Annotated in this window: 27 protein-coding genes and 1 tRNA gene; 17 read left to right on the top strand and 11 right to left on the bottom strand. The window is 49.6% G+C overall.

Going from position 1 to position 25,498, the window contains the following annotated elements:
* Window positions 1-28: 28 nt before the first annotated feature.
* The gene (locus tag P2G88_RS05025) at window positions 29-697 is read right to left on the bottom strand and encodes a Bax inhibitor-1/YccA family protein (RefSeq protein ID WP_275794625.1); all 669 of its coding nucleotides are present in this window, start codon (window positions 695-697) and stop codon (window positions 29-31) included.
* Window positions 698-927: 230 nt separating this feature from the next.
* On the opposite strand from P2G88_RS05025, the gene P2G88_RS05020 reads away from it, so the two are divergent.
* Window positions 928-1,019: transfer RNA gene (locus P2G88_RS05020), tRNA-Ser, on the top strand.
* Window positions 1,020-1,817: 798 nt separating this feature from the next.
* Window positions 1,818-2,225 (top strand): hypothetical protein, encoded by a 408-nt coding sequence (locus P2G88_RS05015; RefSeq protein ID WP_275794624.1) that lies wholly within the window; start codon window positions 1,818-1,820, stop codon window positions 2,223-2,225.
* Here P2G88_RS05015 and P2G88_RS05010 read toward each other — a convergent pair.
* The 5 genes from P2G88_RS05010 to P2G88_RS04990 form a co-directional block, all read right to left on the bottom strand.
* Window positions 2,211-3,206 carry a DUF3080 family protein gene (locus P2G88_RS05010; protein WP_275794796.1) on the bottom strand — a complete coding sequence of 332 codons (996 nt, stop codon included), beginning with the start codon at window positions 3,204-3,206 and terminating at the stop codon, window positions 2,211-2,213. The genes P2G88_RS05015 and P2G88_RS05010 overlap by 15 nt on opposite strands.
* A gap of 38 nt (window positions 3,207-3,244) precedes the next feature.
* Window positions 3,245-3,445 carry a CPXCG motif-containing cysteine-rich protein gene (locus P2G88_RS05005; RefSeq protein WP_275794623.1) on the bottom strand — a complete coding sequence of 67 codons (201 nt, stop codon included), beginning with the start codon at window positions 3,443-3,445 and terminating at the stop codon, window positions 3,245-3,247.
* A 95-nt stretch (window positions 3,446-3,540) separates the two neighbouring features.
* On the bottom strand, window positions 3,541-4,284 hold the full coding sequence (locus P2G88_RS05000; protein WP_275794622.1) for a pteridine reductase: 744 nt from the start codon (window positions 4,282-4,284) through the stop codon (window positions 3,541-3,543).
* A gap of 65 nt (window positions 4,285-4,349) precedes the next feature.
* Window positions 4,350-5,210, bottom strand: coding sequence for a fructosamine kinase family protein (locus tag P2G88_RS04995; RefSeq protein WP_275794621.1), 861 nt, complete (start codon window positions 5,208-5,210; stop codon window positions 4,350-4,352).
* Window positions 5,211-5,254: 44 nt separating this feature from the next.
* Window positions 5,255-5,944: an START domain-containing protein gene (locus tag P2G88_RS04990; protein WP_275794620.1), complete on the bottom strand. Its 690-nt coding sequence runs from the start codon at window positions 5,942-5,944 to the stop codon at window positions 5,255-5,257.
* Window positions 5,945-6,083: 139 nt separating this feature from the next.
* Between P2G88_RS04990 and thrS the strand changes: the two genes are divergently transcribed.
* The 10 genes from thrS (at window position 6,084) to phrB (ending at window position 16,133) form a co-directional block, all read left to right on the top strand.
* The gene (thrS, locus tag P2G88_RS04985) at window positions 6,084-8,000 is read left to right on the top strand and encodes a threonine--tRNA ligase (RefSeq protein WP_275794619.1); all 1,917 of its coding nucleotides are present in this window, start codon (window positions 6,084-6,086) and stop codon (window positions 7,998-8,000) included.
* A 5-nt stretch (window positions 8,001-8,005) separates the two neighbouring features.
* Window positions 8,006-8,563, top strand: coding sequence for a translation initiation factor IF-3 (gene infC / locus P2G88_RS04980; RefSeq protein ID WP_275794795.1), 558 nt, complete (start codon window positions 8,006-8,008; stop codon window positions 8,561-8,563).
* Between the two features lie 83 nt (window positions 8,564-8,646).
* Window positions 8,647-8,844: a 50S ribosomal protein L35 gene (gene rpmI / locus P2G88_RS04975; protein WP_275794618.1), complete on the top strand. Its 198-nt coding sequence runs from the start codon at window positions 8,647-8,649 to the stop codon at window positions 8,842-8,844.
* 17 nt (window positions 8,845-8,861) lie between these two features.
* Window positions 8,862-9,218, top strand: a complete 357-nt coding sequence (gene rplT / locus P2G88_RS04970) for a 50S ribosomal protein L20 (RefSeq protein ID WP_102795354.1) — start codon at window positions 8,862-8,864, stop codon at window positions 9,216-9,218.
* Between the two features lie 324 nt (window positions 9,219-9,542).
* Window positions 9,543-10,523, top strand: coding sequence for a phenylalanine--tRNA ligase subunit alpha (gene pheS / locus P2G88_RS04965; RefSeq protein ID WP_275794617.1), 981 nt, complete (start codon window positions 9,543-9,545; stop codon window positions 10,521-10,523).
* A 14-nt stretch (window positions 10,524-10,537) separates the two neighbouring features.
* Window positions 10,538-12,925 carry a phenylalanine--tRNA ligase subunit beta gene (pheT, locus tag P2G88_RS04960; protein ID WP_275794614.1) on the top strand — a complete coding sequence of 796 codons (2,388 nt, stop codon included), beginning with the start codon at window positions 10,538-10,540 and terminating at the stop codon, window positions 12,923-12,925.
* Between the two features lie 5 nt (window positions 12,926-12,930).
* Complete coding sequence (locus P2G88_RS04955; RefSeq protein ID WP_275794613.1) at window positions 12,931-13,227, top strand: integration host factor subunit alpha; 297 nt, start codon at window positions 12,931-12,933, stop codon at window positions 13,225-13,227.
* 212 nt (window positions 13,228-13,439) lie between these two features.
* Window positions 13,440-13,685 (top strand): DUF3912 family protein, encoded by a 246-nt coding sequence (locus P2G88_RS04950; RefSeq protein WP_275794612.1) that lies wholly within the window; start codon window positions 13,440-13,442, stop codon window positions 13,683-13,685.
* A gap of 89 nt (window positions 13,686-13,774) precedes the next feature.
* Window positions 13,775-14,707: a DUF523 and DUF1722 domain-containing protein gene (locus P2G88_RS04945; protein WP_275794610.1), complete on the top strand. Its 933-nt coding sequence runs from the start codon at window positions 13,775-13,777 to the stop codon at window positions 14,705-14,707.
* A gap of 1 nt (window position 14,708) precedes the next feature.
* Window positions 14,709-16,133: a deoxyribodipyrimidine photo-lyase gene (phrB, locus tag P2G88_RS04940; protein ID WP_275794609.1), complete on the top strand. Its 1,425-nt coding sequence runs from the start codon at window positions 14,709-14,711 to the stop codon at window positions 16,131-16,133.
* Window positions 16,134-16,181: 48 nt separating this feature from the next.
* Here the strand turns inward: phrB and P2G88_RS04935 are convergent, their stop codons facing one another.
* Window positions 16,182-16,508 carry a hypothetical protein gene (locus P2G88_RS04935; RefSeq protein ID WP_275794607.1) on the bottom strand — a complete coding sequence of 109 codons (327 nt, stop codon included), beginning with the start codon at window positions 16,506-16,508 and terminating at the stop codon, window positions 16,182-16,184.
* Window positions 16,509-16,625: 117 nt separating this feature from the next.
* Between P2G88_RS04935 and P2G88_RS04930 the strand changes: the two genes are divergently transcribed.
* Both P2G88_RS04930 and P2G88_RS04925 read left to right on the top strand, forming a co-directional pair.
* Complete coding sequence (locus P2G88_RS04930) at window positions 16,626-17,384, top strand: Nif3-like dinuclear metal center hexameric protein (protein WP_275794606.1); 759 nt, start codon at window positions 16,626-16,628, stop codon at window positions 17,382-17,384.
* Window positions 17,385-17,393: 9 nt separating this feature from the next.
* Window positions 17,394-18,158, top strand: coding sequence for a methyltransferase domain-containing protein (locus tag P2G88_RS04925; protein ID WP_275794605.1), 765 nt, complete (start codon window positions 17,394-17,396; stop codon window positions 18,156-18,158).
* On the opposite strand, the gene P2G88_RS04920 is transcribed toward P2G88_RS04925, so the two are convergent.
* Window positions 18,148-19,158, bottom strand: coding sequence for a 2-hydroxyacid dehydrogenase (locus P2G88_RS04920; RefSeq protein WP_275794604.1), 1,011 nt, complete (start codon window positions 19,156-19,158; stop codon window positions 18,148-18,150). The genes P2G88_RS04925 and P2G88_RS04920 overlap by 11 nt on opposite strands.
* Before the next feature lie 2 nt (window positions 19,159-19,160).
* Window positions 19,161-19,646, bottom strand: a complete 486-nt coding sequence (locus tag P2G88_RS04915) for a glutathione peroxidase (protein ID WP_275794602.1) — start codon at window positions 19,644-19,646, stop codon at window positions 19,161-19,163.
* A 95-nt stretch (window positions 19,647-19,741) separates the two neighbouring features.
* Between P2G88_RS04915 and P2G88_RS04910 the strand changes: the two genes are divergently transcribed.
* The gene (locus P2G88_RS04910) at window positions 19,742-20,605 is read left to right on the top strand and encodes an NAD(P)-dependent oxidoreductase (protein ID WP_275794601.1); all 864 of its coding nucleotides are present in this window, start codon (window positions 19,742-19,744) and stop codon (window positions 20,603-20,605) included.
* A 29-nt stretch (window positions 20,606-20,634) separates the two neighbouring features.
* On the opposite strand, the gene P2G88_RS04905 is transcribed toward P2G88_RS04910, so the two are convergent.
* Together P2G88_RS04905 and sbcB are read right to left on the bottom strand one after the other, a co-directional pair.
* Window positions 20,635-22,290 (bottom strand): FapA family protein, encoded by a 1,656-nt coding sequence (locus tag P2G88_RS04905; RefSeq protein WP_275794600.1) that lies wholly within the window; start codon window positions 22,288-22,290, stop codon window positions 20,635-20,637.
* 57 nt (window positions 22,291-22,347) lie between these two features.
* A complete protein-coding gene (gene sbcB, locus P2G88_RS04900; RefSeq protein ID WP_275794599.1) occupies window positions 22,348-23,778 on the bottom strand; it encodes an exodeoxyribonuclease I in 1,431 nt (476 codons plus the stop codon).
* Between the two features lie 128 nt (window positions 23,779-23,906).
* On the opposite strand from sbcB, the gene P2G88_RS04895 reads away from it, so the two are divergent.
* Together P2G88_RS04895 and P2G88_RS04890 are read left to right on the top strand one after the other, a co-directional pair.
* A complete protein-coding gene (locus P2G88_RS04895) occupies window positions 23,907-24,908 on the top strand; it encodes an isoaspartyl peptidase/L-asparaginase (RefSeq protein WP_275794598.1) in 1,002 nt (333 codons plus the stop codon).
* Between the two features lie 87 nt (window positions 24,909-24,995).
* Window positions 24,996-25,415, top strand: coding sequence for a CBS domain-containing protein (locus tag P2G88_RS04890; protein WP_275794596.1), 420 nt, complete (start codon window positions 24,996-24,998; stop codon window positions 25,413-25,415).
* Window positions 25,416-25,498: the final 83 nt, after the last annotated feature.

Here is a 25,498-nt window from a genome sequence, read left to right as displayed (position 1 = left end):
GAGAATCGGGGACCGGGCTGTGTGTTAATTACTCGTCGCCGCCGAAGGCGCCAAGGAGATGCAGAATAGAAACAAACAGGTTGTAGATATTCAGGTACAAGCTGACGGTGGCACGCACATAATTGGTTTCGCCGCCATGAATGATACGGCTGGTATCAAACAAAATCAGGCCAGACATAATCAACACAATACCGGCGCTGATGGCCAGGCTCATGGCCGGGATCTGAAGGAAAATATTGGCGATCGCAGCCACAATGGCAACGATAAGACCAATCATCAAAAAGCCGCCCATGAAAGAGAAATCTTTCTTGGTGGTCAGCACATAAGCCGACAAACCAAAGAACACCAGGGCTGTGGCGCCGAAGGCTTGCATAATCAGTTCGGGGCCGTTTGGAAGGCCGGCATAAAGGTTCAAGGTGAAGCCCAAAGAGCCACCCAACAGACCGGTAAAGGCAAATACCCAGAAAATGCCTGCCGCGCTGTCAGCAGTTTTATTGACCACAAACAGCAATACAAAAGCACCAATACTCATGCCCAGGGAAGCGAGCGGAGAAATGCCGATGGACATGCTGATACCGGCGCACACGGCACTAAACAACAGGGTCATGGCCAGTAGCATATAGGTGTTACGCAACACCTTGTTGGTTTGCAGTGCCGACGTTTCAGTCGTACTGCGATAAAGGGTATTCTGTTCCATTTTTTGCTCCGATTTGTGAACAGTCACTAAAAAATGACCGCTTATTCCAATAGTGTATTTTTATGGGCTTTGGTTCCCTTTTTCAAGGAATACCGGTGGCGGCACCGAAAAGATCTTAGGTTTCGGTTTAAAAAAAGCCAAACTGACTAAACATGCGTCAAACAAACAAAAGTGGACTAAATACCCCTTTACAAGGTGGGAAAAGCTCATTAGTATGCAGCCCACTTCACGGAGAGCTGGCAGAGCTCGGTTGAATGCACCTGACTTGAAATCAGGCGACGGGTTAAACCGTCCGGGGGTTCGAATCCCTCGCTCTCCGCCATATTAAAAACAAAAAGGCCCACGCGACAGCGTGGGCCTTTTTGTTTTTAACCCCGGCGAAAGCCCCGGGGGTGAGAACCCCCGTGGGTTCGACAAAAAACGCCAGGAGCGTTTTTGGACAGCCGAACGGCTGGCCGCGAAGCGGTGAAACACAGGAAGTGTTTCACAATCCCTCGCGGTACAGCCTTAGGCAAACAGCAACATCCCAACCTTCTTTGTTTAACACCCCCGCGGGTTCGACCAGTTTGCCAGGAGCGTTTTATTCGCCATATCCCTATGGCTCACCTGCAAGCAGGCCAGCTAAAGCTGTTCCAATGGGTTCCATACCCATTGGTGGAACATCGCGCAGTCCGCGATGGCCTGAAGGGCGAGGGCATGGACAGCCCGAGTAATCCCTCGAATTAGCATTTCAAACGATGCGACGATGCGACGATGCGACGATGCGCGGGCCACGTTTTTTTATTCTTAACGCGGCAGACGAGAAATTGGTTTGAGCCGCCTAGCTGGCCGCGAAGCGGTGAAACACAGGAAGTGTTTCACAATCCTCTACTGTTATTCCGGTTTTCCGTACCGTACTTCCCCTAATCTCCCAAAAAACCAAACCCCTAACCAACTGATTAAGAACCAAAATCCCTTACAAAAGCCGCATAAAACCCGAAATCTTTACATTTCATGCTGACTTTTTAACAAGGCTGGGTAAAATACACCCAACTTAGAAGTCGCCACCATCAACTATCAATCAATAAAATTCCATTTGATGTGTGTGCAGTAGGCTAGTTTCAGGAAAAAGGGATTTTCAATGCAGAAAATGGATGTGGCGTTGCTTGGCGTCGTGAGTATGTCTTTAAGTCTGGCAAGTTTTTTCGACTTTCTGCATGACAGCTTTCATCTTTCCAAGTTCTATGTGTTTAACGCGTTGTTTGTGTCGCTGGGGATCTCCGGATCATTTTTGGCCATACTGCGTAAAGACATGTCCAAATGGCTACTTTACCCCTTCTACCTGATGCAATGCGTTCACGTGCAGGCGCAGGACTTCTGGCTGACCTTGCATGCTGGTTTCCATTATTCTGTGCCACTGGAATTCCTTAATAAACACCAAGATGACATGGTCTTTGCGATTAATCTGTTTGCCCTGGCAATAACGCTGATTGCTTGTCTGGTATTGGCCCCTCGTCAGTGGAAGTTAAGGTGGTTAGCCAGGGGCTAATGCGTTGTTAGGAAAAGGGGCCTTAAGTTCGCATCGTTTCAAAAAAGCCTGCCACCATTGCACGTGTTTCTGCCATTGGTCCTGGTAGTTACTGAAATCCTGTTGGTATCGCGCAGCTATCCAAAGTTGTAAAGGTCCCAGATTGGGATTGTCAGCAGTCAGCTTCTTTAAAACGGGAATGAGTTGGTGGTGATAGTGATTCAATTTGCCGGCCATAGGTTGCAGGCTGTCAATAAAGAAAAGTTTGAATACATTCACTAAATACTCCGCTTTTTGCTTCTCCTGAGGAGTTGAACATTGCGGTGCTTGTTCATGTAACATGGCGGTGATGCGCTCAAGTTGTTCCGATATTAACAAAGACGAGCGAAACATTCTGGCAGGAAGCGCCTGTCGTTGAAGTTGCTGTAGGTGAGTTTCCAGCTTGTGGTTGTTTTCCCATCCAGGCCCTGGATCTCTCAGTGATTGTAAGTACTGATATCCGGCCATGCTCTGACTTAGACCATCTTCTTCACCATCAATATAGCCATTTCCCAACGCCAAACTGTGCCTGATTTCAGTACTGTGCATCAAATTGGCAAAACTCAGCGGTAATTGTGTTTGCTTTTGCTCTATCCAGGTGTCTATCTCTGCCTTGATATTGTTGTCGTTCAATTGACTCTGACAACGCGCTAATCCCTGCAGCAAAGCCAGTTCGTAGAGGTAGCGTTGTGATGGACTTTGCAGCTTACCAAGGGCAGTGTTTCGCTCTGCCACTAAACTGTAAACATCGCAATGACGCAGCGCATAGAAGGTACGGAGCTCAATGGTCACTTCTTTTGCACTGTTTTCCAAAGTAGGAATTGACGGTAAAGAGGGAGTATTGCAGCAGGGTGGGGCATTGGCTTCCAGGAGGGTCGCTAGCCGTGTGCCATAGGTATTCAGGAGTTTAGGTAAGGCCGGTTCAAAAAAACATCCGCTTAGAGCCCATACTCCTGCGCACATCAGCAAACAGGCACAGACTCTGGAATACCCTTTTAATCTCAATAATATTGCTCGTCGTCAGCGTTTATCCTAAGGGCCAACCTCTTATGCTCAACATCCACGTGCATAGCAATATGGATGGGATGGCAGCAGTTACTGCAATCCTCGTAGTAGTCCTGGTCGCCCTGGCTGTAATCCAGTAACAGATGCAAGGAATGTCCGCATTGTGGACAATCTATCTGTACATTTTTGGTTTTCATGCCTCCTCCGAAATGGTTGGAATAGTCTGTTCCTTTGCTTGAATCTTCTGTTAATGGTGCTTTGAGTCTGGGTCAGGATCGGCAAGGGTGCAAGATCAGACCTTGCCACTGCCATGCAAACTTCGTCCGCCATCCACTTTGAGGATCTGTCCGGTGATGTAGGGGGCATCTAATAAAAACGCGACTGCCTGCGCGATATCCTGCTCCGATCCTAAGTGTTTTAGTGGGATTTGATTGATCACCTGCTGCTTTTCCCCGCTTTCAAGCGCATGCTCAGGCCAGAGTATGGCGCCGGGCGCAATACCATTCACGCGGATCTCAGGGGCCAGTTCAACCGCCATAGAGTAGGTCAGAGAGACCAATCCGGCTTTCGCCAGGCAATAGACAGAGTGCTCATACAGAGGCTTTTCAGCATGAATATCAACCATATTGATGATCACGCCACCTTGCGCTCGCAGATAGGGAACAAGGTATTGGCTGAGAAAAAGTGGGGCCTGAAGGTTAGAGCCGACCAACTGCTGCCAATCTTCCAGGCGGATCTGTCCCATGGGCGTTGGGTAAAAACTGGAAGCATTGTTAATAAGACCATCGAGTCGTCCAAAGCAGGCGACGATCTGCTTTGCCAGGTTGGCCAGATTACCCATATCACACAGGTCGGCCGACACCACTTTCGCGCTGTTGCTCCTGAGTGTATTCAGATTGGTGGCTAACGCTTCGGCCTGCTCGGTTGACTGTCGACAATGCAAAACCAGATTGTAGCCAAGACTGTGTAGGTGTTTGGCCATGGCTGCACCTAAACGCTTGGCACTGCCACTGATAAAAATGACCTTATTTTCCATAGAGTTATACGTTGTATGAGAAGACTGTCCTTATTATGCGGACAGCAGATACAGTGATCCAGTCGTTAGCCTTCAAGATTCTGCAGTTGGCTTTTGGCACTTTGCAGATATTGCCCACCAAAGAGCAGGGCATGATTCAGGGTATGGTAAAGCTGGTAGACCGGCCGACGATACTGATACCCCTCTTCGAGGGGCCAAATCTCCTCATAGCCATCATAAAAGGCCTGCGGAAAACGTCCGAAGAGTTCGGTCATGGCCAAATCAGTTTCGCGATCCCCATAATAAAAGGCCGGATCGAAAATCACTGGGCGGTGACGGCAAAATCCGGCGTTGCCTTGCCACAAATCGCCATGCAATGGAGAAACTGGTGGCAGGTAACCGGCAAGCAATTGGCGGATGGACTCCACTACCTGATCAATTTTTACCTTAAGAAGCTGTTTTTCGGCCAATAACTGCAATTGGTAACCAATCCGCTGTTCCGCAAAAAACTGGCACCATTTCTTTTGCCAGCCATTGGGCTGTAGGGTGGTGGCTATGTAATTGTCCGACTGCCAGCCATACATTTCCTGTTGTTGCAACCCGTGAAATCTGGCCAGGCAGCGCCCGAATTCCAACCAATTGTCTGTGGAGCCTTCCTGCAGATGAAGGTATTCCAATACCAAGAAGCTGTGCTGAGAGACGGTACCAAGGCAAATCACCTTAGGCACGATAAAACCTTCGGCCTGACGCAAATGATCCAGACCCTCGGCTTCTGTTTCTAAACGTGGTAGTGCGGACTGCTCGGCGACTTTGACAAAAAAACGTAACCTTCCGTCTGAGATACGAAAGTTTTGCGTGTGTGAGGCCCCGTTAATCTGGCGGGTATCATCACAGATAAAATCCTGACCTAACTGCTCACTGATTTGTTCGCTGATAAAATGCCACATATCCAAACAGCCATGGTTCATTTTTTAGTTAGTATGGATCAGAACTAGGGTATCGCCGCTGAATTTTGGGTGTTTATCACTAACTCTCTGATATCTCTGAAGGGTTTATTCTGATACTGGGGTAAAGGCAGCATTTTTTTGAGGTTTGCAAAGGTTTCAAAGGTGCTGCTAACCAGTATTTGTTGCGCCAACCAATTAGGAATATTGCCGCCAGGATCGCCTTCTCCCTGATAGCGTATGGCCACCCAACCCTCTTGCAAAGGGGTCAACTCCCATACTCCCCGAACATTATCCATTCGCACCGTATTGGGAGAGGGAGGTAATGCATCTGGTACGGAGTGTACCTGCAGGGTTAATACCAGGCTGTCAGCATCTTGCTGATATTGCGAGCGTGTCACCAGATCGCGGTCTTGGACCGGCCAGGGCGAATCAAAAATACTGTGTACCACATCTACATTATGTGCAGGACGCTCCAGTAGGGTGACGCGATGGGCATTGGCTATCCACTGCGGCGCATGCTCGGTGTCACGTAGTAGCAGAATAAATGCGCTAAGTTGTGTTCTCACTGCGGTTGATGCACAGACTTCCAGTTGGCCGTTAGCCAATTGACGCTTACTGACGGTCACGCCTTGCGCTTTTTTTGCCTGTTTCCAACCATCAAAGCCTGCCACACAATCGGCAAACGCCATAGAGGGCATGAGGCTGGCTAAAACCAGCAGAATCAGAAATTGCATCCGTGTGTCCAAATGGATATAGTTGCGGGGTCTGATGGTAACAGACATTTTACTGGATTGTGTGAACACCCGCCCGGGTGTTTTTTCGTTATAAAGACAAGTGGCGCTTGGTTTGTGTCACCACTGTTGAGGATTTTTCATGCCTGTTATTACGCTTCCCGACGGCAGTCAACGTCAATTTGCAAACCCTGTTTCTGTGCTGGACGTGGCCAACGATATTGGTCCCGGATTAGCCAAGGCTACCATCGCAGGTAAAGTGGATGGTCGATTGGTGGATGCCTGCGATCTGATTGATCAGGATGCCAAGTTGCAAATTATCACTGCCAAGGATGAGGAAGGATTAGAGATTATCCGTCACTCCTGTGCACACCTGCTTGGCCATGCCATTAAACAGCTATGGCCTAACACCAAGATGGCCATCGGTCCGGTCATCGACAATGGCTTCTATTATGATGTCGATATGGATCATGCGCTGAGTCAGGATGATTTGGAAAAGCTTGAGAAGCGTATGCAAGAACTGGCCGATACCAGTTATGACGTGGTCAAGAAGGTAGTTAACTGGCAAGAAGCACACGATACCTTTGAGAAGCGTGGTGAATTCTACAAGATGCAAATTCTTGATGAGAACATCGAGCGCGACGACAAACCGGGCCTGTACCATCACGAAGAATATATCGATATGTGCCGTGGTCCGCATGTACCTAACATGCGCTTCTGCCAGCATTTTAAAATTATGAAGGTAGCAGGGGCCTATTGGCGTGGTAACAGCGACAATAAAATGTTGCAGCGCATTTATGGTACCGCCTGGGCCGATAAGAAGCAGTTGAAAGCCTATCTGCAGCGCCTGGAAGAAGCTGAAAAGCGTGACCACCGTAAAATTGGTAAAACGCTCGACCTGTTCCACTGGCAGGAAGAAGCACCTGGCATGGTGTTCTGGCACAACGACGGTTGGACCATTTACACCGAGCTGGAAAAATTTGTTCGCGAGAAACTGCGTAACTTCGATTATGACGAGGTGAAAGGGCCATTGATGATGGACCGTACCTTGTGGGAGAAATCCGGTCACTGGGATAAATATGCCGAGAACATGTTTATTACCGAATCGGAAAAGCGCATGTACGCCATCAAGCCGATGAACTGTCCCGGTCACGTGCAGATTTTTAATCAGGGCCTCAAGTCCTACCGCGACCTGCCACTGCGTATGGCCGAGTTTGGTTGCTGTCACCGCAACGAACCCTCTGGTGCCTTGCATGGCCTGATGCGGGTACGTGGTTTTACTCAGGACGACGCCCATATTTTCTGTACCGAAGAGCAGATCCTCGAAGAAGTCAGTGGCTGCATTCGCATGGTCTACGAGACTTATCAAACCTTCGGTTTTGACAAAATTGCGGTAAAGCTGTCCACTCGCCCCGAGAAGCGTGTAGGTTCGGACGAAGCCTGGGATAAGGCCGAGAAAGCCCTGGCTGATGCATTGGATGCCAATGGTATCGAATTCCAGTATTTGCCGGGAGAGGGCGCCTTCTACGGGCCCAAGATTGAATTTACCCTGCATGATTGTCTGGATAGGGCATGGCAGTGCGGCACGGTGCAGCTCGACTTCTCTATGCCCGGACGCTTAGGCAGTACTTATGTGGCGGAAAATGGTGAGCGTAAAGTGCCGGTGATGATCCACCGTGCCATCTTGGGTTCATTGGAGCGTTTTATCGGTATTTTGACCGAAGAATATTCTGGCTATTTCCCCTTGTGGTTAGCTCCCATGCAGGCCGTGGTACTGAATATTACCGATAATCAGGCTGATTACAGCAATGAAGTTGTGAAAAAGTTGCGAGAATCGGGGCTTAGAGCGAAGTCTGACTTGAGAAATGAAAAGATTGGCTTTAAAATCCGCGAGCACACTTTAAGGCGTATTCCTTACATGCTGGTTGTCGGTGATAAAGAAATGGAAGCCGGCGAGGTTGCAGTAAGGACTCGCAGAGGCGAAGATTTGGGCAAATTCAAAGTTGAAGACTTCATCGCTAAGGCGTTGGAGCAAGTCCGGTCTCGCAATATCGATTAATTTTCCTGGAGGAATCACATATTAAAGCCGCTAACACTAGAGGCCAAGACTCGGCAAAAGCCCGCATAAACGAAGAGATAAGAGAAAAAGAAGTTCGTTTGATTGGAGTGGAAGGGGAGCAGATTGGCGTCGTTTCCATTTCTCAGGCACTGAGTGCAGCGGCTGAAGTGGAATTAGACTTAGTCGAAATCAGTCCAAATGCAGAGCCACCGGTCTGCAAAATAATGGACTACGGCAAGTTTATCTTCGAGAAAGGTAAGGCTCAGAAAGAGCAGAAGAAGAAACAGAAGCAAATTCAGGTCAAGGAGGTTAAATTCCGCCCTGGCACTGATGAAGGCGATTACCAGGTAAAACTGCGCAACCTGCGTCGCTTTCTAGAAGGGGGTGATAAGGCCAAAGTCACAGTTCGTTTCCGCGGACGTGAAATGGCTCACCAAGAGATTGGTATTGAGCTTCTCAATCGCGTTAAAGGTGATTTGGAAGACGTATCAAGCTGCGAGTCCTTCCCCCGACAGGTGGAAGGCCGTCAGATGATCATGGTGCTCGCCCCAACCAAGCGGTAAGCAACGGCCTACAAGTAACAGATGACTGCGCATCTGTTCGCCCTGCTACCAAGTTGTAACTTAAACAATGCGGAGTTTTAGCAATGCCTAAAATGAAAAGCAAAAGCGGTGCTGCGAAGCGATTCAAGAAATCAGCTTCAGGCCGCTTCAAGAGTAAACAGTCTCACTTGCGTCACATTCTGACCAAGAAGAGCTCCAAGCGTAAGCGCCATCTGCGTGGCAAGAAACTGGCCCATGACTCGGATACTGCGTTGATCCAACGCATGTTGCCGTTCGCTTAAGCTTAGGAGACTGAATAATGGCAAGAGTAAAACGTGGTGTGATCGCCCGCGCGCGTCACAAGAAGGTTCTGAAGCAAGCTAAAGGCTACTACGGTGCACGTTCACGTGTTTACCGCGTAGCGGTGCAGGCGGTTACTAAAGCAGGTCAATATGCCTACCGTGACCGTCGTCAGCGCAAGCGTCAATTCCGTCAACTGTGGATCGCCCGTATCAACGCGGCCGCTCGTCAGAATGGTCTGTCTTACAGCCGTTTCATCAACGGTCTGAAGAAAGCCTCTGTCGAGATCGATCGTAAGATCCTGGCCGATATCGCGGTTCACGATAAAGCGGCATTCAGCGCACTGGTCAACGCGGCCAAAGGCGCACTGGCTTAAATTCAACCTTTAAGCTTAAGTTCTTTCGGGAAACGGGGAGCCGGATGCTCCCCGTTTTCTTTTTCTGAATATTGGTTTTTCAAAAAGCTGGGTAACTTCCTCCAAAAACAACAGATAACCTAAGATTTTTGCTGTTTTAAGCCTGTTCCTAGGTTTCTAGGATCGTGTAGAATTCAAGGCTTTGTTTGATGCCTAGTCGATTGAGCAACAGATTCTCACTGAGCACCCGGCTGTCACTCGTTGAATCATTCAGCGTGGAGCCAGAGGGTTTGTTTAATCGAGTCGGTATTTACTGAAATCATTATAAATAACACTGGGGAAAGCATGGATCTTGAAGCCATTTGCAAAGAGGCTGAACAGCGGGTTGCCGCAGCAGCCGATCTGGTCGCCTTGGATCAGGTTCGAGTGGAATTTCTCGGCAAGAAAGGCCACCTGACAGAACTGCTGAAAGGTCTGGGCCGGTTGTCGGCAGAAGAACGTCCTGCCGCAGGCGAGAGAATCAATAAAGCCAAGCAGCAGGTGCAGGCGATGATCCACGCTCGTCAGGAATTCCTGCAGCGTGAAGAACTGAACGTCAAACTGGCTCAGGAAAAGGTAGACGTGACCCTGCCTGGTCGCGGTAAAGCCACCGGTGGCCTGCATCCTGTAACCCGCACCATCGCTCGTATCGAGCAGTTTTTCGGCGAGTTAGGATTTTCTGTTAAGGCCGGTCCTGAAATCGAAGATGGTTTTCATAACTTCGATGCTTTGAATATCCCGGCGAATCACCCGGCCAGGGCCGATCACGATACGTTCTACTTCAATCCTGATCTGATGTTGCGTACGCAGACATCCGGCGTGCAAATACGCACCATGGAAACCGAGAAGCCGCCACTTCGGATCATCTCCCCGGGAAGGGTGTATCGTAACGACTACGATCAGACCCATACGCCCATGTTCCACCAGGTAGAAGGCCTGATGGTGGATAAAAATGTCAGCTTTGCCGAACTCAAAGGCATCTTGCACGACTTTTTGAATAACTTCTTTGAAGCCGAACTGTCGATCCGCTTCCGTCCTTCGTATTTCCCTTTTACCGAGCCGTCTGCCGAAGTGGATGTGATGGGTAAAAACGGTAAGTGGTTGGAAGTTCTGGGCTGTGGCATGGTGCACCCCAATGTACTTCGGGCAGTGAATATCGATCCTGAGGAATACACAGGTTTTGCCTTTGGTATGGGCGTAGAACGCCTGACCATGCTGCGCTACGAGGTCAACGACCTTCGTGCCTTCTTCGAAAACGACCTGCGTTTCCTGAAACAGTTTAAATAGGAAGAGTTTGCTCAATGAAATTCAGTGATAAGTGGTTAAGAGAATGGGTAAACCCATCCATTTCACCAGCACAATTGGCCGAGCAGATCACCATGGCCGGTCTGGAAGTGGATGCCGTGGAGCCAGTGGCACCGGAGTTTAGCGATGTATTGGTAGGGCATGTGGTGGAATGTGGACAGCATCCTGATGCCGATAAGCTTCGCGTGACCAAAGTGGACGTGGGGCAGGGCGAGTTGTTGGATATCGTTTGCGGTGCGCCAAACTGCCGTCAGGGCCTTAAGGTAGCTGTTGCTGTCGTCGGCGCGGTATTGCCCGGAGACTTCAAGATTAAGAAGGCTAAGCTACGTGGTCAGCCTTCCCATGGTATGTTGTGCTCGGCGTCTGAATTGGGGCTTTCTGAAGATCACGATGGCATTATTGAACTGCCCTTTGATGCACCCGTTGGTCAGAATTTACGTGACTATCTGCAACTGGATGATGTCAGTATTGAGGTGGACTTAACCCCTAACCGCGCCGATTGCCTCGGTATCAAAGGATTGGCCCGTGAAGTGGGTGTGCTAAATCAGCTGACTGCTTGTGGACCGGCTATTACTGAATCACCAGTGACTATCGAAGCGCATCGCGACGTGATTTTGGATGATGCAGCCGCCTGTCCCCGCTATCTGGGGCGAATCATTGAAGGCATCAATATGGATGCCAAAACCCCGGTATGGATGAAAGAGAGATTGCGCCGCTGTGGTGTGCGTAGTATCGATCCGGTGGTGGATGTGACCAACTATGTGTTGCTTGAGCTTGGTCATCCTATGCATGCTTTCGACAATGAGGTGCTTGAAGGGGCTATCCATGTGCGCCTTGCCAAGGCGGGGGAAAAACTGGTGCTGCTCGATGGTGACGAAGTTACCCTGAGCGACAATACGCTGGTGATTGCCGATGAGAAAAAAGCCCTGGCTATGGCCGGCATTTTCGGGGGCAAAGCCTCTGGTGTGACCGAACAGAGCCGTAACATCTTCCTGGAAAGCGCGTTTTTTGCCCCTGACTTTATGATGGGCAAAGCCCGCCAATATGGTTTGCATACCGATGCCTCGCATCGCTACGAGCGTGGCGTGGATCCGACGTTACAGCGTGAAGCCATGGAGCGAGCCACTGCGCTGCTGCTTGAGATCGTTGGCGGTAAAGCCGGTCCCATCGTGGAAGCCAAGAGTGATGAACACTTGCCTAAGGCCAAGTCCCTGCGCCTTCGTCGTAAACGTCTGAGCCGTTTGCTGGGCATCGAAGTCAATGCCGAACAAGTTACCAATATCTTCAGTAAGATGGGCTTTGAGGTCAGCGACGATGGTCAGCAATGGTCAGTGAACGTCCCTGCCTATCGCTTTGATATCACGATTGAAGAAGATCTGATAGAAGAGGTGGCGCGCGTATTTGGTTACAACAATGTACCGGTAGTGTCGCCAACCGCGAGCCTCAAAATGGCCACCCACCAGGAACAACAGACGCCGCTGATGTTGTTAAAGCAGCGTCTGGTCAGCCTGGGCTTCCAGGAAGCGATCACCTATTCCTTTGTGGATCCCAAGGTTCAGCAAAAGCTGTTCCCACAATATGAGGCGCTGGTGCTTCCGCATCCTATCTCTGTGGAAATGTCTGCTATGCGCGTCAGCTTGTGGCCGGGATTACTGCAGTCGGTCTCCTACAACCAAAAACGCCAGCAGAGCCAAATTGCTTTGTTTGAGACAGGGTTAAGGTTTGTGCCTGACAGCTCTGCCGAGGCGGCCGTGCGTCAGGAGTCAGTCATCGGTGGTGTGCTGGCTGGCCTGCGTCAGTCAGAGCATTGGGATCTGCCCAGCACAGCGGTGGACTTCTTCGATGCCAAAGCGGCTGTCGAAGCGCTACTTTCCAGTACCGCGCAGATCGGGTCTTTCAGCTTCAAAGCAATGGAGCACAGTGCTTTGCACCCCGGTCAGTCAGCGGCCATTCTGCGTAACGGCGAAGTGATGGGGTGGGTAGGGGCATTACATCCGCAGTTTGAAAAGACATTGGGCCTCAACGGCCGTACTTTTGTGTTTGAACTGTTGTTGGATGCGCTAAGTCAACGTGCTTTGCCACAGGCCAAAGAAATCTCTAAATTCCCGTCTAACAGGCGTGATATCGCGATTGTTGTTCAAGAAAATGTAGAGGTCGCAAATATTCTGTCTTGCATAGAAAAATTTGGCGGAAATCAACTAGTTGGCCTAAACTTGTTCGACGTGTACAGGGGCAAGGGAATTGACCCAGGCAGCAAGAGCCTGGCGATCTCTTTAACCTTACAGGACCCAGCGAGAACCCTTGAAGAGCATGAGATTCAAGCTGTGGTAGATAAGATTCTGGCAGCCTTGTCAGATGAGTTTGGGGCATCTCTGAGGGATTGACGTTTATGGCGCTGACGAAAGCCGATATGGCGGAACATTTGTTCGAAAAGCTTGGCATTAACAAGCGTGACGCGAAAGATCTGGTCGAGTCCTTTTTCGAAGAAGTCCGGGAAGCACTGGAGTCCGGTGAGCAGGTGAAATTATCCGGTTTCGGCAATTTCGATCTGCGCGAGAAAAATGAGCGTCCGGGCCGAAATCCGAAGACGGGGGAAGATATTCCCATCAAAGCCAGGCGGGTAGTGACTTTCCGCCCTGGACAGAAGCTGAAAAGCCGGGTGGAAAATACCAAACCGGCTTCATAATAAGAACGCACCGTAAGGTGCGTTTTTTGTATGTATGGCCGTGTTAGTTATGTGCGTATATACCAACGCATAAAGGATGATACGCGAAGCCCATTTCGTTTTTTACGGCTTACTCTAAAATTCTTAACCAATGCAGCTACTCCAACAGCAGAATAATCTGTTGTGAATTGCAGAAACCTTATTCTGGGGATTCTTCTGCATTAGAGGTCATCATGCCAGCGGCAAAAGATTTTGTCTCTGCACTCTCCCAACCGGGCAACCTGACCGGTCGTCATGTCTTTATTAAACGCGGTGTACATCAAGGTAAAATAGCCAAAGTACTGCGTGTCCTCGAGGGTAATAAGCTACAACTGGGTAAAGGTGATTTGGGCCTGAGCCTGATTGTTCTGCCTCGGGAAGATGTTATCTATGGCCTTACCCGCACCCCTAAAGGGAATGTGACTCGCCGAGCAGGGTGATCCTGATCCTTATACATATCGTATCCAAAGCAGTTGAAATTTAACTAGAATCTTGGTCATAAGGATTCAAAAAACTGTTGGAGTATGCGATGCCCAAAATAGGGATAAGTGCTTGTGTGATGGGGAGTAAGGTTCGTTACGATGGCGGCCACAAAAGGTCTAGTTTCGTGATGGACAAGCTAGGCTCGTACGTTTCTTTTGTGCCCCTTTGTCCGGAAGTGGGTATGGGCATGTCGGTGCCAAGACCTACCATTCATTTGCGTGAAACCGCCCACGGCATTCGTCTGACCGATTCGAAGGACGGTTCCATCGATCACACAGACAAAATGCAGCGCTTCTTTTCACAGCACCTCGAACAGCTTGCCCCTTTAGATGGGTATATTCTGGCCGCCAAGTCACCCAGTTGTGGCATGGAGCGCATTAAAGTCTACTCAGAAGAAGGGGAGTTACAGCGCAAGGATGGCCAAGGGCTGTTTGTGCAACTGCTTAAGCAGCATTTTCCCCATCTGCCAATGGAAGAAGATGGTCGGCTCAACGACGCCGGGCTCAGGGAAAGTTTTGTTACGCGTATTTTTGCCTACCAGGCATTTCGTGAACAGGTGGCATCAAACCCGTCTGTGTCGTCTTTGGTCGCATTTCATAGTCGTTACAAGTTACTTATCATGTCCTACAGCCCGGTTGTCTATCGCCAATTAGGCAGGCTTGTAGCCAACGCTAAGGTGCACCTGGAAAGTGCCATTGAGCAGTATCTGGGTTTGATGATGCAGGCGTTGTCAAAAGTCCCTAATCGCAAGAAACAGACAAATGTGCTGATGCACATCCAGGGGTATTTTAAATCTCATCTTAATAAAGCGGATAAGCACGAACTTTGTGAACAAATTGAAGCTTTCCGGTTGGGACACCTGCCCCTGATGGCGCCACTGACGCTACTTAAGCATTATCTGCGTCGTTATCCAAATGACTATTTGCAGCAGCAAGCATTCTTTGACCCCTACCCGTCGACTCTCGGTTTAAGAGGCTGATATGTCCGCGTTGGTATGGCTGCGCAGCGATCTGCGCACGGGCTGGCATAGCCCGCTACATTACGCCTTGGAAAATCATCAGCAGGTAAAACTGTTGTTTATCCTGACCCCAGGGCAGTGGGCATCTTATGGTTTGGCTAAATGTAAGTTGGATATGCTTGCCAGACGATTGCAGTTTCTTCGTGGGCAATTCGCAGAAAAAGGCCTGCCTCTGCATTTGTTGACGGTAGAAAGCAACGCCGATATCCCAGATACACTGGCTGACTTTTGTCTGGCTCAGGGGATTCAAGATCTTTACTTCAATGCAGAATACGAACTCGATGAAAGACGTCGTGATCGTGCCGTTAAAGCCAGATTACAGAAAAATGACATCAATATCGGCGTTTTTCACGACACGTGCATGGTGCGGCCTGATCAGGTGCTTAATCAGCAAGGGGCGCCCTATAAGGTATTCACTCCATACTTCAAGGTATGGCTGGAACAGTTACAAACTCAAGGAATTCCACCTGGCAAGCCGTCATTTCCTGGCAAGCGAATAGATGCGCCTGCAGACGATGAAGTGTTAGCCTCCTTCCTGCTTGAAGAGCGTGCAGAGGATTGGCCAGTAGAAGACAGTGTCATCGATGCAAATACACAAGACTTTATGCAGATTGTGTCTGCTTATAAGGAGCAGCGTGACTTTCCTGCTGCAGAAGGAACCAGTCGCCTTTCGCCTTATTTTTCCCTTGGCATCGTGTCGCCCCATCAGCTCTATCAAGTCATGCTCAATCGCTTCGGCCAAAAAGTGCATGAGAGCGGAAATGGGGCCTTCTTATGGTTAAGAGAACTAGCCTGGCGGGACTTTTATCGTTATGTGATGTTTCACTTCCCCCATGTCTGTCGTTTTCGTTGCTTTAATGAGAAATACGATGACTTTGCCTGGGATGATGACAAGGCCCTTCTTCAGGCTTGGCAAGAGGGGAAAACCGGCTATCCCATTGTCGACGCTGCCATGCGCTGTTTGAATCAAACCGGGTGGATGCATAACAGGCTTCGCATGATCACCGCCAGTTTCCTGTGCAAGCATCTGCTTCTGCCATGGCGTTGGGGGGAAGATTATTTTATGTCACAGCTTATCGATGGCGATTTTGCATCGAATAATGGGGGCTGGCAGTGGAGTGCTTCGGTAGGTACCGATGCCGCACCTTATTTTCGGATCTTTAATCCCACCATTCAAAGCAAAAAGTATGACGAAAAAGGTCGCTTTATCAGGCGTTGGTTACCCGAGCTTAAGAGCGTACCGGATAAATTTATCCATGAGCCGTCGCAATGGAAAGAATTTGCGGGTACCGGATACCCGAAACCGGTGGTTGACCATCGTCAGGCGGTGACCAGAACCAAAGAGCGCTTCTCTCAGTTTTTAGAAGTTGAGAAACAGGCCTCTTAAAAAGCAAAAAAAGCGGCATGACGCCGCTTTTTTCATAACCGATAAGGCTTATCGAGGTTGGCGACCGCTTTGGCCTCTCTCGGCTAACTGTTCCGCCCAATATGCTTTTACAGAGAAACTGCCACCGGATTTCTTCTTGGCCGCTTTTGCTGGTTTGGCTGCAGCAGGCTTTGCTTTCTTCTCAGCCTTAGCAGGAGCTGCCTTGGCGCCCCCTAGCTCTGCAATCATCTCTTCGAGCTGTGCCAGGCGTAGGTTCTTTCCACCATCGACACTATACCAGCCACCTTTGGCTTCAATTTGTGGCGCTTTGCCGTGGGCGGCTTTATATGCCTCAGTAAACTGGGCGACTACCTGATCTTTGTCCAACTTGCTCATACGTGGTTTTTTACCTTTCTTTTTTAAGTGATTGGAAAAGCAGAAGAGCTTGTTATACCTTGTTTGCCCTTCAAAGTCTAACTTTCGGCCAGTGTCGCCGTTGAACAGAGATGCACCATGAGTTTAAGCCGCGAAAGCCTGTTGTCATTCTTAAATGAAACCCTCAAACCTGAGCGCATCAAAGATTATTGTCCTAATGGTTTGCAGGTTGAGGGCAAATCGCAGATTAACCGCATCATTACCGGTGTAACAGCCTCGCAAGCCCTGATTGATGCGGCCATTGCTCAGCAAGCTGATGCCATCTTTGTGCATCATGGCTTTTTCTGGCGTGGGGAAGACCCCCGCGTAGTAGGGATGCGCAAGCGTCGCCTGCAGGCACTGTTGGCTCATGATATCAGTCTGTTTGCTTATCATCTGCCTTTGGATATCCATCCGCAGCTGGGCAACAATGCGCAACTTGCAAAGCTGCTGGATATTGAGACTGAAGGGGGACTGGAGACAGATAATCCCCAGAGTGTGGCCATGCGCGGACGCTTTAAAACAGCATTAACGGCTGCGCAACTGGCCCTTCGGATTGAAGAAAAGCTTGAGCGAAAACCGTTGGTCGAAGGGCATGGCGGTACTATCCACACCGTTGCTTGGTGTACTGGGGGCGGCCAGAGTTTTATCGAACAAGCGGCAGAGCAGGGCGTAGATGCATTTATCAGTGGTGAGGTCTCAGAACAGACTATTCATGTGGCCAGAGAATGCGGCATTCAGTTTTTTGCCGCTGGCCATCATGCTACCGAGCGCTATGGCGCAAAAGCCGTGGGCGAATTACTGGCCCAAAAGTTCGATGTTGATGTGCGTTTTATTGATATCGACAATCCAGCCTGAGTCAGCGTGATGAATAAACAAACTCAGAAAGACCAGAGTTTCGACCAGATTGCTGAGAAGTTCGATCGCAATATCTACGGGACCAGTAAAGGAAAACTGCGACATGAACTGCTGTTACACCATCTGAGTAAACATCTTCCTGTTTCGCCTTTAAAAGTGCTGGATGCGGGCGGTGGGACCGGCGTGATGACACAATCCATGCTCGAACTGGGTCATCAGGTGCTATTGAATGATGTGTCAGAAGATGCGCTGACCTTGGCCAAAGACAAACTGAGTTCAGCGGGGGATGTGCGCTTTCACTGTGGTCCAATAGTGTCGTTGCCAGAGACAGAGCAGTTTGATCTGGTGATTTGCCATGCGGTATTAGAGTGGCTGAGCGAACCCTTTGACACAGTCGATCATTTGCTCAAGCTGGTGGCGCCAGGAGGTTGTTTATCCTTAAGTTTCTTCAATCGCGATGCGCACCTGTTCAGCAATCTGATCTATGGCAATTTCGATTACATCAAAAAAGACTTTATTGTGCCTAATCGTGTGCGTCTGAATCCCAATAATTCGCTGTATCCAGCAGAGGTGATTGGTTATTTTGAAAAGGCCGGTTGGGACGTCTTTCACAAGGCTGGGATCCGTTGTTTCCATGACTATGTCAGAGACAAGTCATTACAGCAAAGTCACTATGAAGAGCTAAAGGCCAGCGAGCTGGCCTATGGCGACAAACATCCCTATCTGTGGCTTGGCCGGTATTTCCATCTGCTGGCCCGCCCGGTCACTGGCTAATCAGGAAGGTATTAGGATCTGACTTGCCTTTGGCAAAGGCATCGAGATTGTTGAGGGTCACGTTGGCAATTTGGGTCAGGGCTTCATGAGTGAAAAAGCCTTGGTGCCCGGTGATCAGAACATTGGGGAAGGTGGCTAAGCGTAAAAAGACGTCGTCCTGAATGATTTCATTGGATAAGTCCCGGAAAAACAAGTCACCTTCCATTTCATACACATCCAGTCCGAGATAGCCGATTTTGCCGGATTTCAGGCCTCTGATCACCGCTTGGCTGTCGATCATAGCGCCTCTTGAGGTATTGATTAGCATTACCCCTTGTTTCATTTGCGCAATACGCTGATCGTTGATCAAATAGTGGGTATCAGGGGTCAGCGGACAATGCAGGCTGATAATATCCGCTTCTGCAAAAAGCCTGTCCAAGTCCACATACTGGGCGCCTATCGCGCCTATATCGGCCTGTTCCTGGATGTCATGGCACAGTACCCTGCAGCCAAAGCCTTGTAATAGTCGGCAAAATGCCATACCAATCTTGCCGGTGCCGATGATGCCAATGGTCTTCCCATGCACATTGAACCCCAACAAGCCATCGAGAGAGAAGTTGCCCTCTTTGACTCTGTTGTAGGCTTTATGCAAGCGTCGGTTTAAGGTCAGGATCAGTGCCAAAGTATGCTCAGCCACCGCCTCCGGGGAATAGGCAGGAATGCGTGAGACACTGATGCCTGCTGCTTTGGCGGCGTCTAAATCCACGTTATTAAAGCCGGCGCAGCGAAGGGCAATATGCCCGACCTGATGCGCTTTAAGCCCTTCAATGACTGTACTGTCCAGCCGATCGTTTACAAAAACACACACAGTATCAATATCTTTCACCAGAGGCAGGGTGTCAGCCTGCAGGCGAGTGTCCAGAAAAAGTAACTCATGCCGTCCCTGGTTAGCAGCTGTTAAGTATTGTCTGTCGTAGACCTTACTGCTGAAAACACCGACTCTCAGAGGCTTGCTGGTCATACTTATGCCTTAAGCAACGCTTCGATATCTTTGCGGATTTCTTCGGGTTTGGTTATGGAGCCATAACGCTTAACCACTTTGCCCTCTTTGTTGACCAGGAATTTGGTGAAGTTCCACTTGATACTCTTGCTACCCATAAAGCCAGGAGCCTGCTCCTTGAGGTAACTGAAGAGGGGGGCAGCGTTCTCGCCGTTCACATCCACTTTTTTAAACAAGGGGAAACTGACGCCAAAATTTACCGAGCAAAACTGCTGAATTTCCTGCTCATTACCCGGCTCCTGAGCACCAAATTGATTGCAGGGAAACCCCAGTATTTCCAGTCCTTGTGGTTTGAGGTCGCGATACAGGGCTTCCAGTCCCTCATACTGCGGTGTGAAGCCACATTGACTGGCGGTATTAACAATAAGGAGAACTTTACCATTAAAATCTGCCAGCGACTTAGATTCACCGGTATTTAAGGGCATTTCAAAATCATAGATAGATGACATAGGCTTCCTGCTATAAAGTGTGGCGGCTGAATAAATGCGCTGCGAACTCAAGAGGATACTAAATCCTCAGCGAAAAAAGATAGGAGAAAAGGGGTATGAAAGTCAGTTTTATTGGTTTGGGCGTGATGGGTTATCCCATGGCGGGGCATCTGCAGCGTGCCGGCTACCCAGTGACGGTGTATAACAGAACCCAAAGCCGCGCCAAAGACTGGGTTGTGCAATATGCTGGTCAGTTTGCCGCTACGCCTAAAGAGGCGGCGAAAGACTGTGATTTCGTCTTTGTGTGTGTGGGCAATGACGATGATTTGAGGGCTGTTGTACTGGGTGAGCAGGGTGTTTTGGCGGGCATGAAAGCCGGGGCTGTGTTGGTGGATCACACCACGGCTTCAGCAGAAGTTGCTCGCGAGTTACAGCAGAAGGCAGCACAACAGCACGTTGGATTTTTAGATGCCCCGGTTTCCGGCGGTCAGGCCGGAGCGGAAAACGGCAAGCTCACCATTATGGTGGGCGGAGAAGCGGCTACCTACGCCAAAGCCGAGCCGGTAATGGCTGCTTATGCCCGTTTTTCACGCTTACTTGGTCCTTGTGGCAGTGGGCAAATGGCCAAGATGATGAATCAGATTTGTATTGCCGGTGTAGTCCAGGGCCTTGCAGAGGCGCTGCATTTTGGACAGGCCGCGGGCCTGGATTGTGAGGCCGTAGTTGAGGTGATCAGCAAAGGTGCGGCGCAGTCGTGGCAGATGGAAAACCGTTATCAAACCATGCTTAAAGGGGAATATGAATTTGGCTTTGCGGTGGACTGGATGCGTAAAGATCTGGATATTGCTTTGCAGCAGGCCAAAGCGTTGAATGTCAGTTTGCCCTTAACCGCCTTAGTGGATCAGTTCTACGCCGATGTTCAGGCGATGGGCGGCTCTCGTTGGGATACGTCGAGCCTCAAGGCACGGCTGAAGCGCTAAAGCGAATCGAAGGCCAGCCGTTCGCTGGCCTAGTTACCTTCAAAATGCCACTGGTGCTCAAAGTAGTGGATATGGCCGCGATTGTATTCGCGATCCGTTTTCCAGGTTCGGGTATTGAGTTTTACCACCACACCGGCATGGATCTTTTTACTGGCTACCAACCTGGACATATCCAAATATTGTTCTCTGGCCTTGCTCAGATGCTCAATTTTACCATGTAGCCAGCCCAGGATTTGCTCTTCACTCTTATAGAGTTTTAGTGCCTTACTGACTTTTTGGGCGATATCAGGCGGCATCTTTTTCTTCTGAATAATATCTATCTTGCCTTTGTGGCGCAGAAAGTTATTGGTGATGACCTTAAGCAAGTCATCGAGGATGTCCTTACGCTCAACCAGATAATTGTATCCGTCGCTGAAGTCAACATACAGACTGGAGCCAGATACCGCGCCAATGGTGCCGGCACGTACCGAGTCGCGACATTGAATTTCACAGCCGAACAGGTTGCCATTGGGATTGTCGATAGGACCTACAATCACACCTCCACGGCAGACAATACGGCTATGGGCCAATTGTTTACCCACAGTGACATTGCCTGCACAGGCAATGTCGAGACCCTGCCCATGTTGGATATGGACGCTGCCTTGAGCGATCAACTTGGTGCTGTACTCTTGTTTACCCACTTCATTCTGCTTACCCATAGCACCTTGGGTGATGATGATATCGCCCCCTGACTTAATGGTGGCAGATTCAACAAAACCGTTAATGGTGACATCGCCTTTGGCTTCGATAATCATCTTTTCGGTGACATCACCATTGACGATTACGGCCCCTTCATAGTTCACATTCCCGGTACCGACATTGACCCCTTTGCAGATGTAGGTCTGATCGACGGTCATCACGTCATCACGAAACTTCGGCATCCCGGCAATTTCAGCTAATAGCAGGTTCTCGTCATGAGGACTGAGTTTGGTGCCTTCACCGGGAGAAAACTTCACCCATTCGCCTGCTGTGGCAGGGATCTTTTCACCCCTTAGGGTATAGCCGGAACGTCCCTTACCGGGCGCGAGCCTGCGAAGCACGGGAGCGCCTGCTTTGACGCAGATAACATCGCCAAGGTTACGCATGTCCACGCGACTGACGCTAAGCTCCTGCGGCCTGAGAATACGCTCAAGGGCATTAGGTACAAGGGGATGTAATTTGGAGTTTCGGCCATTTCGCGCGGGTAGGCCTTTGGCAACGATGCGCTTGATTTCTGTGCCGGGGGCCGCGAACTTGGCTTCTTTAACGATAGCCATTAACTGGCGTCGACCCAAACCACGTTTGATACCCATCTGCTGGGCTTGCTTAATCAGTTGGGCAAAGTTGGGGTTGCTGCCGCCAAAGGCGGTAATGACGGTGAGTTCAGCCACCATATCCGCATCTTGGATCTTGAACTTGACCTCGGCGTCACGTCGTTCGCCAACTTTTTCTTTGAACTGCTTAACAAGGTTAGAATCTTTGGCTTTTTGCGAGTCTTTGGCCAATTTCTTGATGTTGTCATCGAACAGGAAATAGCTGCCATATTGGCTACTTTTTATAAAACTCAGCAACGCCTGTCCATCCAGCTTTTCTTGCAAAAGCTGAGTATCGATGCCAAGCATCAGAAATTTTCCATTTTCTTCAAGAGAGAGAGTTACGCCTTTCATGCTCCAGCCCAACTACTGCGACTATTAGGTTATCGTCCAATTTGACATAAGGATTACCTAAATATTCTTCGCATATTGATACAGTGCCCGCAAAATTGCCAGTTTATTGCTGTCTTGCTGGTGTTCTTGCCCAAGATGTTCAATTTCCAAGAGAAATTCTTCAAGATGGATGCTGGCCGGGGAATCGTTGTCCAGCAGTCTGTATTGTCTGTGTCGCTGCCATTTTTCCAGTTCATCCTGATTGAGGGTTGCTGGATAGTTTCTGGCCCGGTAACGGAACAATAATGTATTGAGGCGGGGATCCTGAAATTGCCATTCACGCGCGCCTAACTGCTGTGGCGCCAATTGGCGGATTTGTTCACACTTTGCCCTGTCTGCATCGCTAAGAAAGCCGCCTGTGTAGAGTGCATGGTCGGCATCAAGCTGTCGCTCCATGGCTTCTTCTTCAAAGACTTCCTGAAGTTTTTGCACTAACCCCGGCGCCTCTTTTAACAATTTAAGGTTATCCAGACATTTTTGCCGGTCGATGCCAAGACGCTCTGCATTTTCTGCTGTCAGGGTTTTGGCAGGGGCAATCACCGGGCACTTGTTTATATGCAGCAGTTTAATGGGCAGGCGCTCTTCGCCTTCATCCAATTGACTGGCAGGGGTATAAAGTCGCTCGCGCAGACGCTGGGCGTCCCATTCCAACAATGGGCCGGGATCCAACATCAGATTCAGCACCACCACTGCATTTTTATTCTTGGGATGCTGACAAACCGGCACTATCCACGTGCAGCAGCCCTGACTGGCCGGCAGTTTGGATGAAATATGCACCAATGGTGTCATGTTAAAACAATCAATCTGTGCCTGAACTTGCTGTTTGCTGCGCAGATTAAAAAGATATTGGTAGAGCTTGGGTTGTTTGTCTTTGATGAGTTTGGCCAAGGCGATGGTGGCCCTGACATCGCTGAGTGCGTCGTGTGCTTGCTGATGCACTAAGTTATTGGCCTCGGTCAGGGTTTCCAATTTAAAACTGGGGCTGCCGTCTTCCCGAAGCGGCCATTCTATACCCTCAGGGCGCAGGGCATAGCAGGCCCTGACCATATCAATGATGTCCCAGCGACTATTGCCCTGTTGCCACTCCCGCTGATAAGGGTCGTAAAAGTTGCGATAAAAACTGTAACGCATGACTTCGTCATCGAAACGCAGGCTGTTATATCCCGCCACACAGGTATTGGGCTGACTGAATTCCTGATGGATACGTTTGATAAACTCGGCTTCCACCATGCCATCGCGCAAAGATTGCTGCGGAGTAATGCCGGTTATCATGCAGGCCATGGGATGGGGCAGGTAATCGCTGGGGATCTGGCAAAACAGATTAAGTGGTTTACCGATCACATTCAGCTCAAGATCGGTCCTGATCCCGGCAAACTGAACAGGGTGGTCCTTTTGAACATTGGCGCCCCAGGTTTCAAGGTCATACCAAAAAAGACTTTCTGTAGACAAAGATATTTCCGAATCAATGCGTTATTGGCCCGCATCAAAACAGATCCAAGGGCCAAACTCAACCTTTGCTCTGAATCATTTACTTCTGCTAGTCTGAGAGCCTTACCCGCTGTCTTCTGGTGAAAATAATGAAGAAAAACATTCCTTTAGTTCCTCTGATCCTAGCCAGTCAATTGCTTTCAGGCCAAGTAGTGGCTGAAGACGTGTCGATCGCCATCCATGGTGGGGCCGGTACTTTAAAAAGGGAGCATATGAGCCCACAGCAGGAAGCCGTTTACCGGCAAAAGTTGGAAGAGGCAGTCACGCTCGGACATACATTATTGAAACAGGGCAAAAGTGCTGTCGAGGCGGTCACCGAAACTATCAAGATTTTGGAAGACAGCCCACTTTTTAATGCGGGTCGCGGCGCAGTGTATACCTACAACGGTGAGCATGAATTAGACGCCTCGATTATGGACGGGAAAGATCGTGCCGCCGGTGCCGTAGCTGGCGTTAAACATGTAAAGAATCCCATTACACTGGCACGCTTGATCATGGAAAAATCCGATCATGTGTTTTTAAGTGGTGATGGGGCTGAACAATTCGCCTGGTTACATGATATTGAGCGTGCTTCTACGGGCTACTTCGACAATGAACAGCGCTACAAGCAATTGCTCGATGTTAAGGAAAAATTGGCATTCCAACAGATTTCACCAGTACATACCGATTATAAATTCGGCACAGTAGGCGCGGTTGCCCGGGACAGTCAGGGTAATCTTGCTGCTGCCACCTCCACTGGTGGCATGACCGCCAAACGCTATGGCCGCATAGGCGACTCGCCGGTGATCGGGGCCGGTAATTTTGCCGATAACCAAAGTTGTGCGGTGTCAGCCACTGGCCATGGCGAATTTTTTATTCGCTACAACGTGGCCGCCGATATTTGTGCCCGGGTGAGATACCAGAATATCGATGCCAAGACCGCGGCAGATACAGTGATCAACCAAGTGCTAAAAGAAGCCGGTGGTGAGGGCGGCGTGATAGTGGTCGATAGTAAGGGCGCTGTGAGCATGCCGTTTAATACCAGCGGTATGTATCGTGCGTCTATTGATACCAAAGGCAAACTGACGGTGGGGATCTTTGCCGGCGAATAAATCGCAGAAAAACCATTGGAGATCACTGCCATAGGCTATCTTTAGGGTGAGGAGATCTCCAAGGCAGCAACATCAGAAGGAGTCCAAATGGAATCTTTGAAAGTCGGCGATTACATGAATCACAGACCTGTTACCTTCAATCCGGATATGACCGTGGCAGAAGCGGTGGAAAGATTGCTTAATGGACATCAAACCGGTGGTCCTGTGATTGATGAGCAAAAGCGCCTGTTGGGTTTTCTATCGGAGCAGGATTGCCTGACTAAAATGTTAGAATCAAGCTATTACCGAGAGCAGGTCGCCAGGGTTAAGGATGTGATGCGCAAGGATGTGTTATCGGTAAAGCCTTATGCGTCCATTATTGAACTGGGCCAGCAGATGCTTGGGGTTAAACCCAAGGTTTACCCTGTGGTGGACGATGATGGTCTGTTACTGGGCGTTATTACCCGCGCCAATGTGCTTAAAGCCATTGATATCCAGCTGCACGCCGGTTACGAGCGCGCTGGTTAAGGGCAAGTTTTTCAACCTCTTACAATGGTGGAAATCTTCTCCGCCTTCTTCTAGGATCTGCGCCTTCGCAAATCGCTGCAGGT

Source organism: Aliiglaciecola sp. CAU 1673 (genome assembly GCF_029223185.1).
In the GTDB taxonomy this organism is placed as follows: Bacteria; Pseudomonadota; Gammaproteobacteria; order Enterobacterales; family Alteromonadaceae; genus Bowmanella.
The sequence above is the reverse complement of the archived record's forward strand: the minus strand, read 5'-3'. Positions and strand labels throughout refer to the sequence as shown.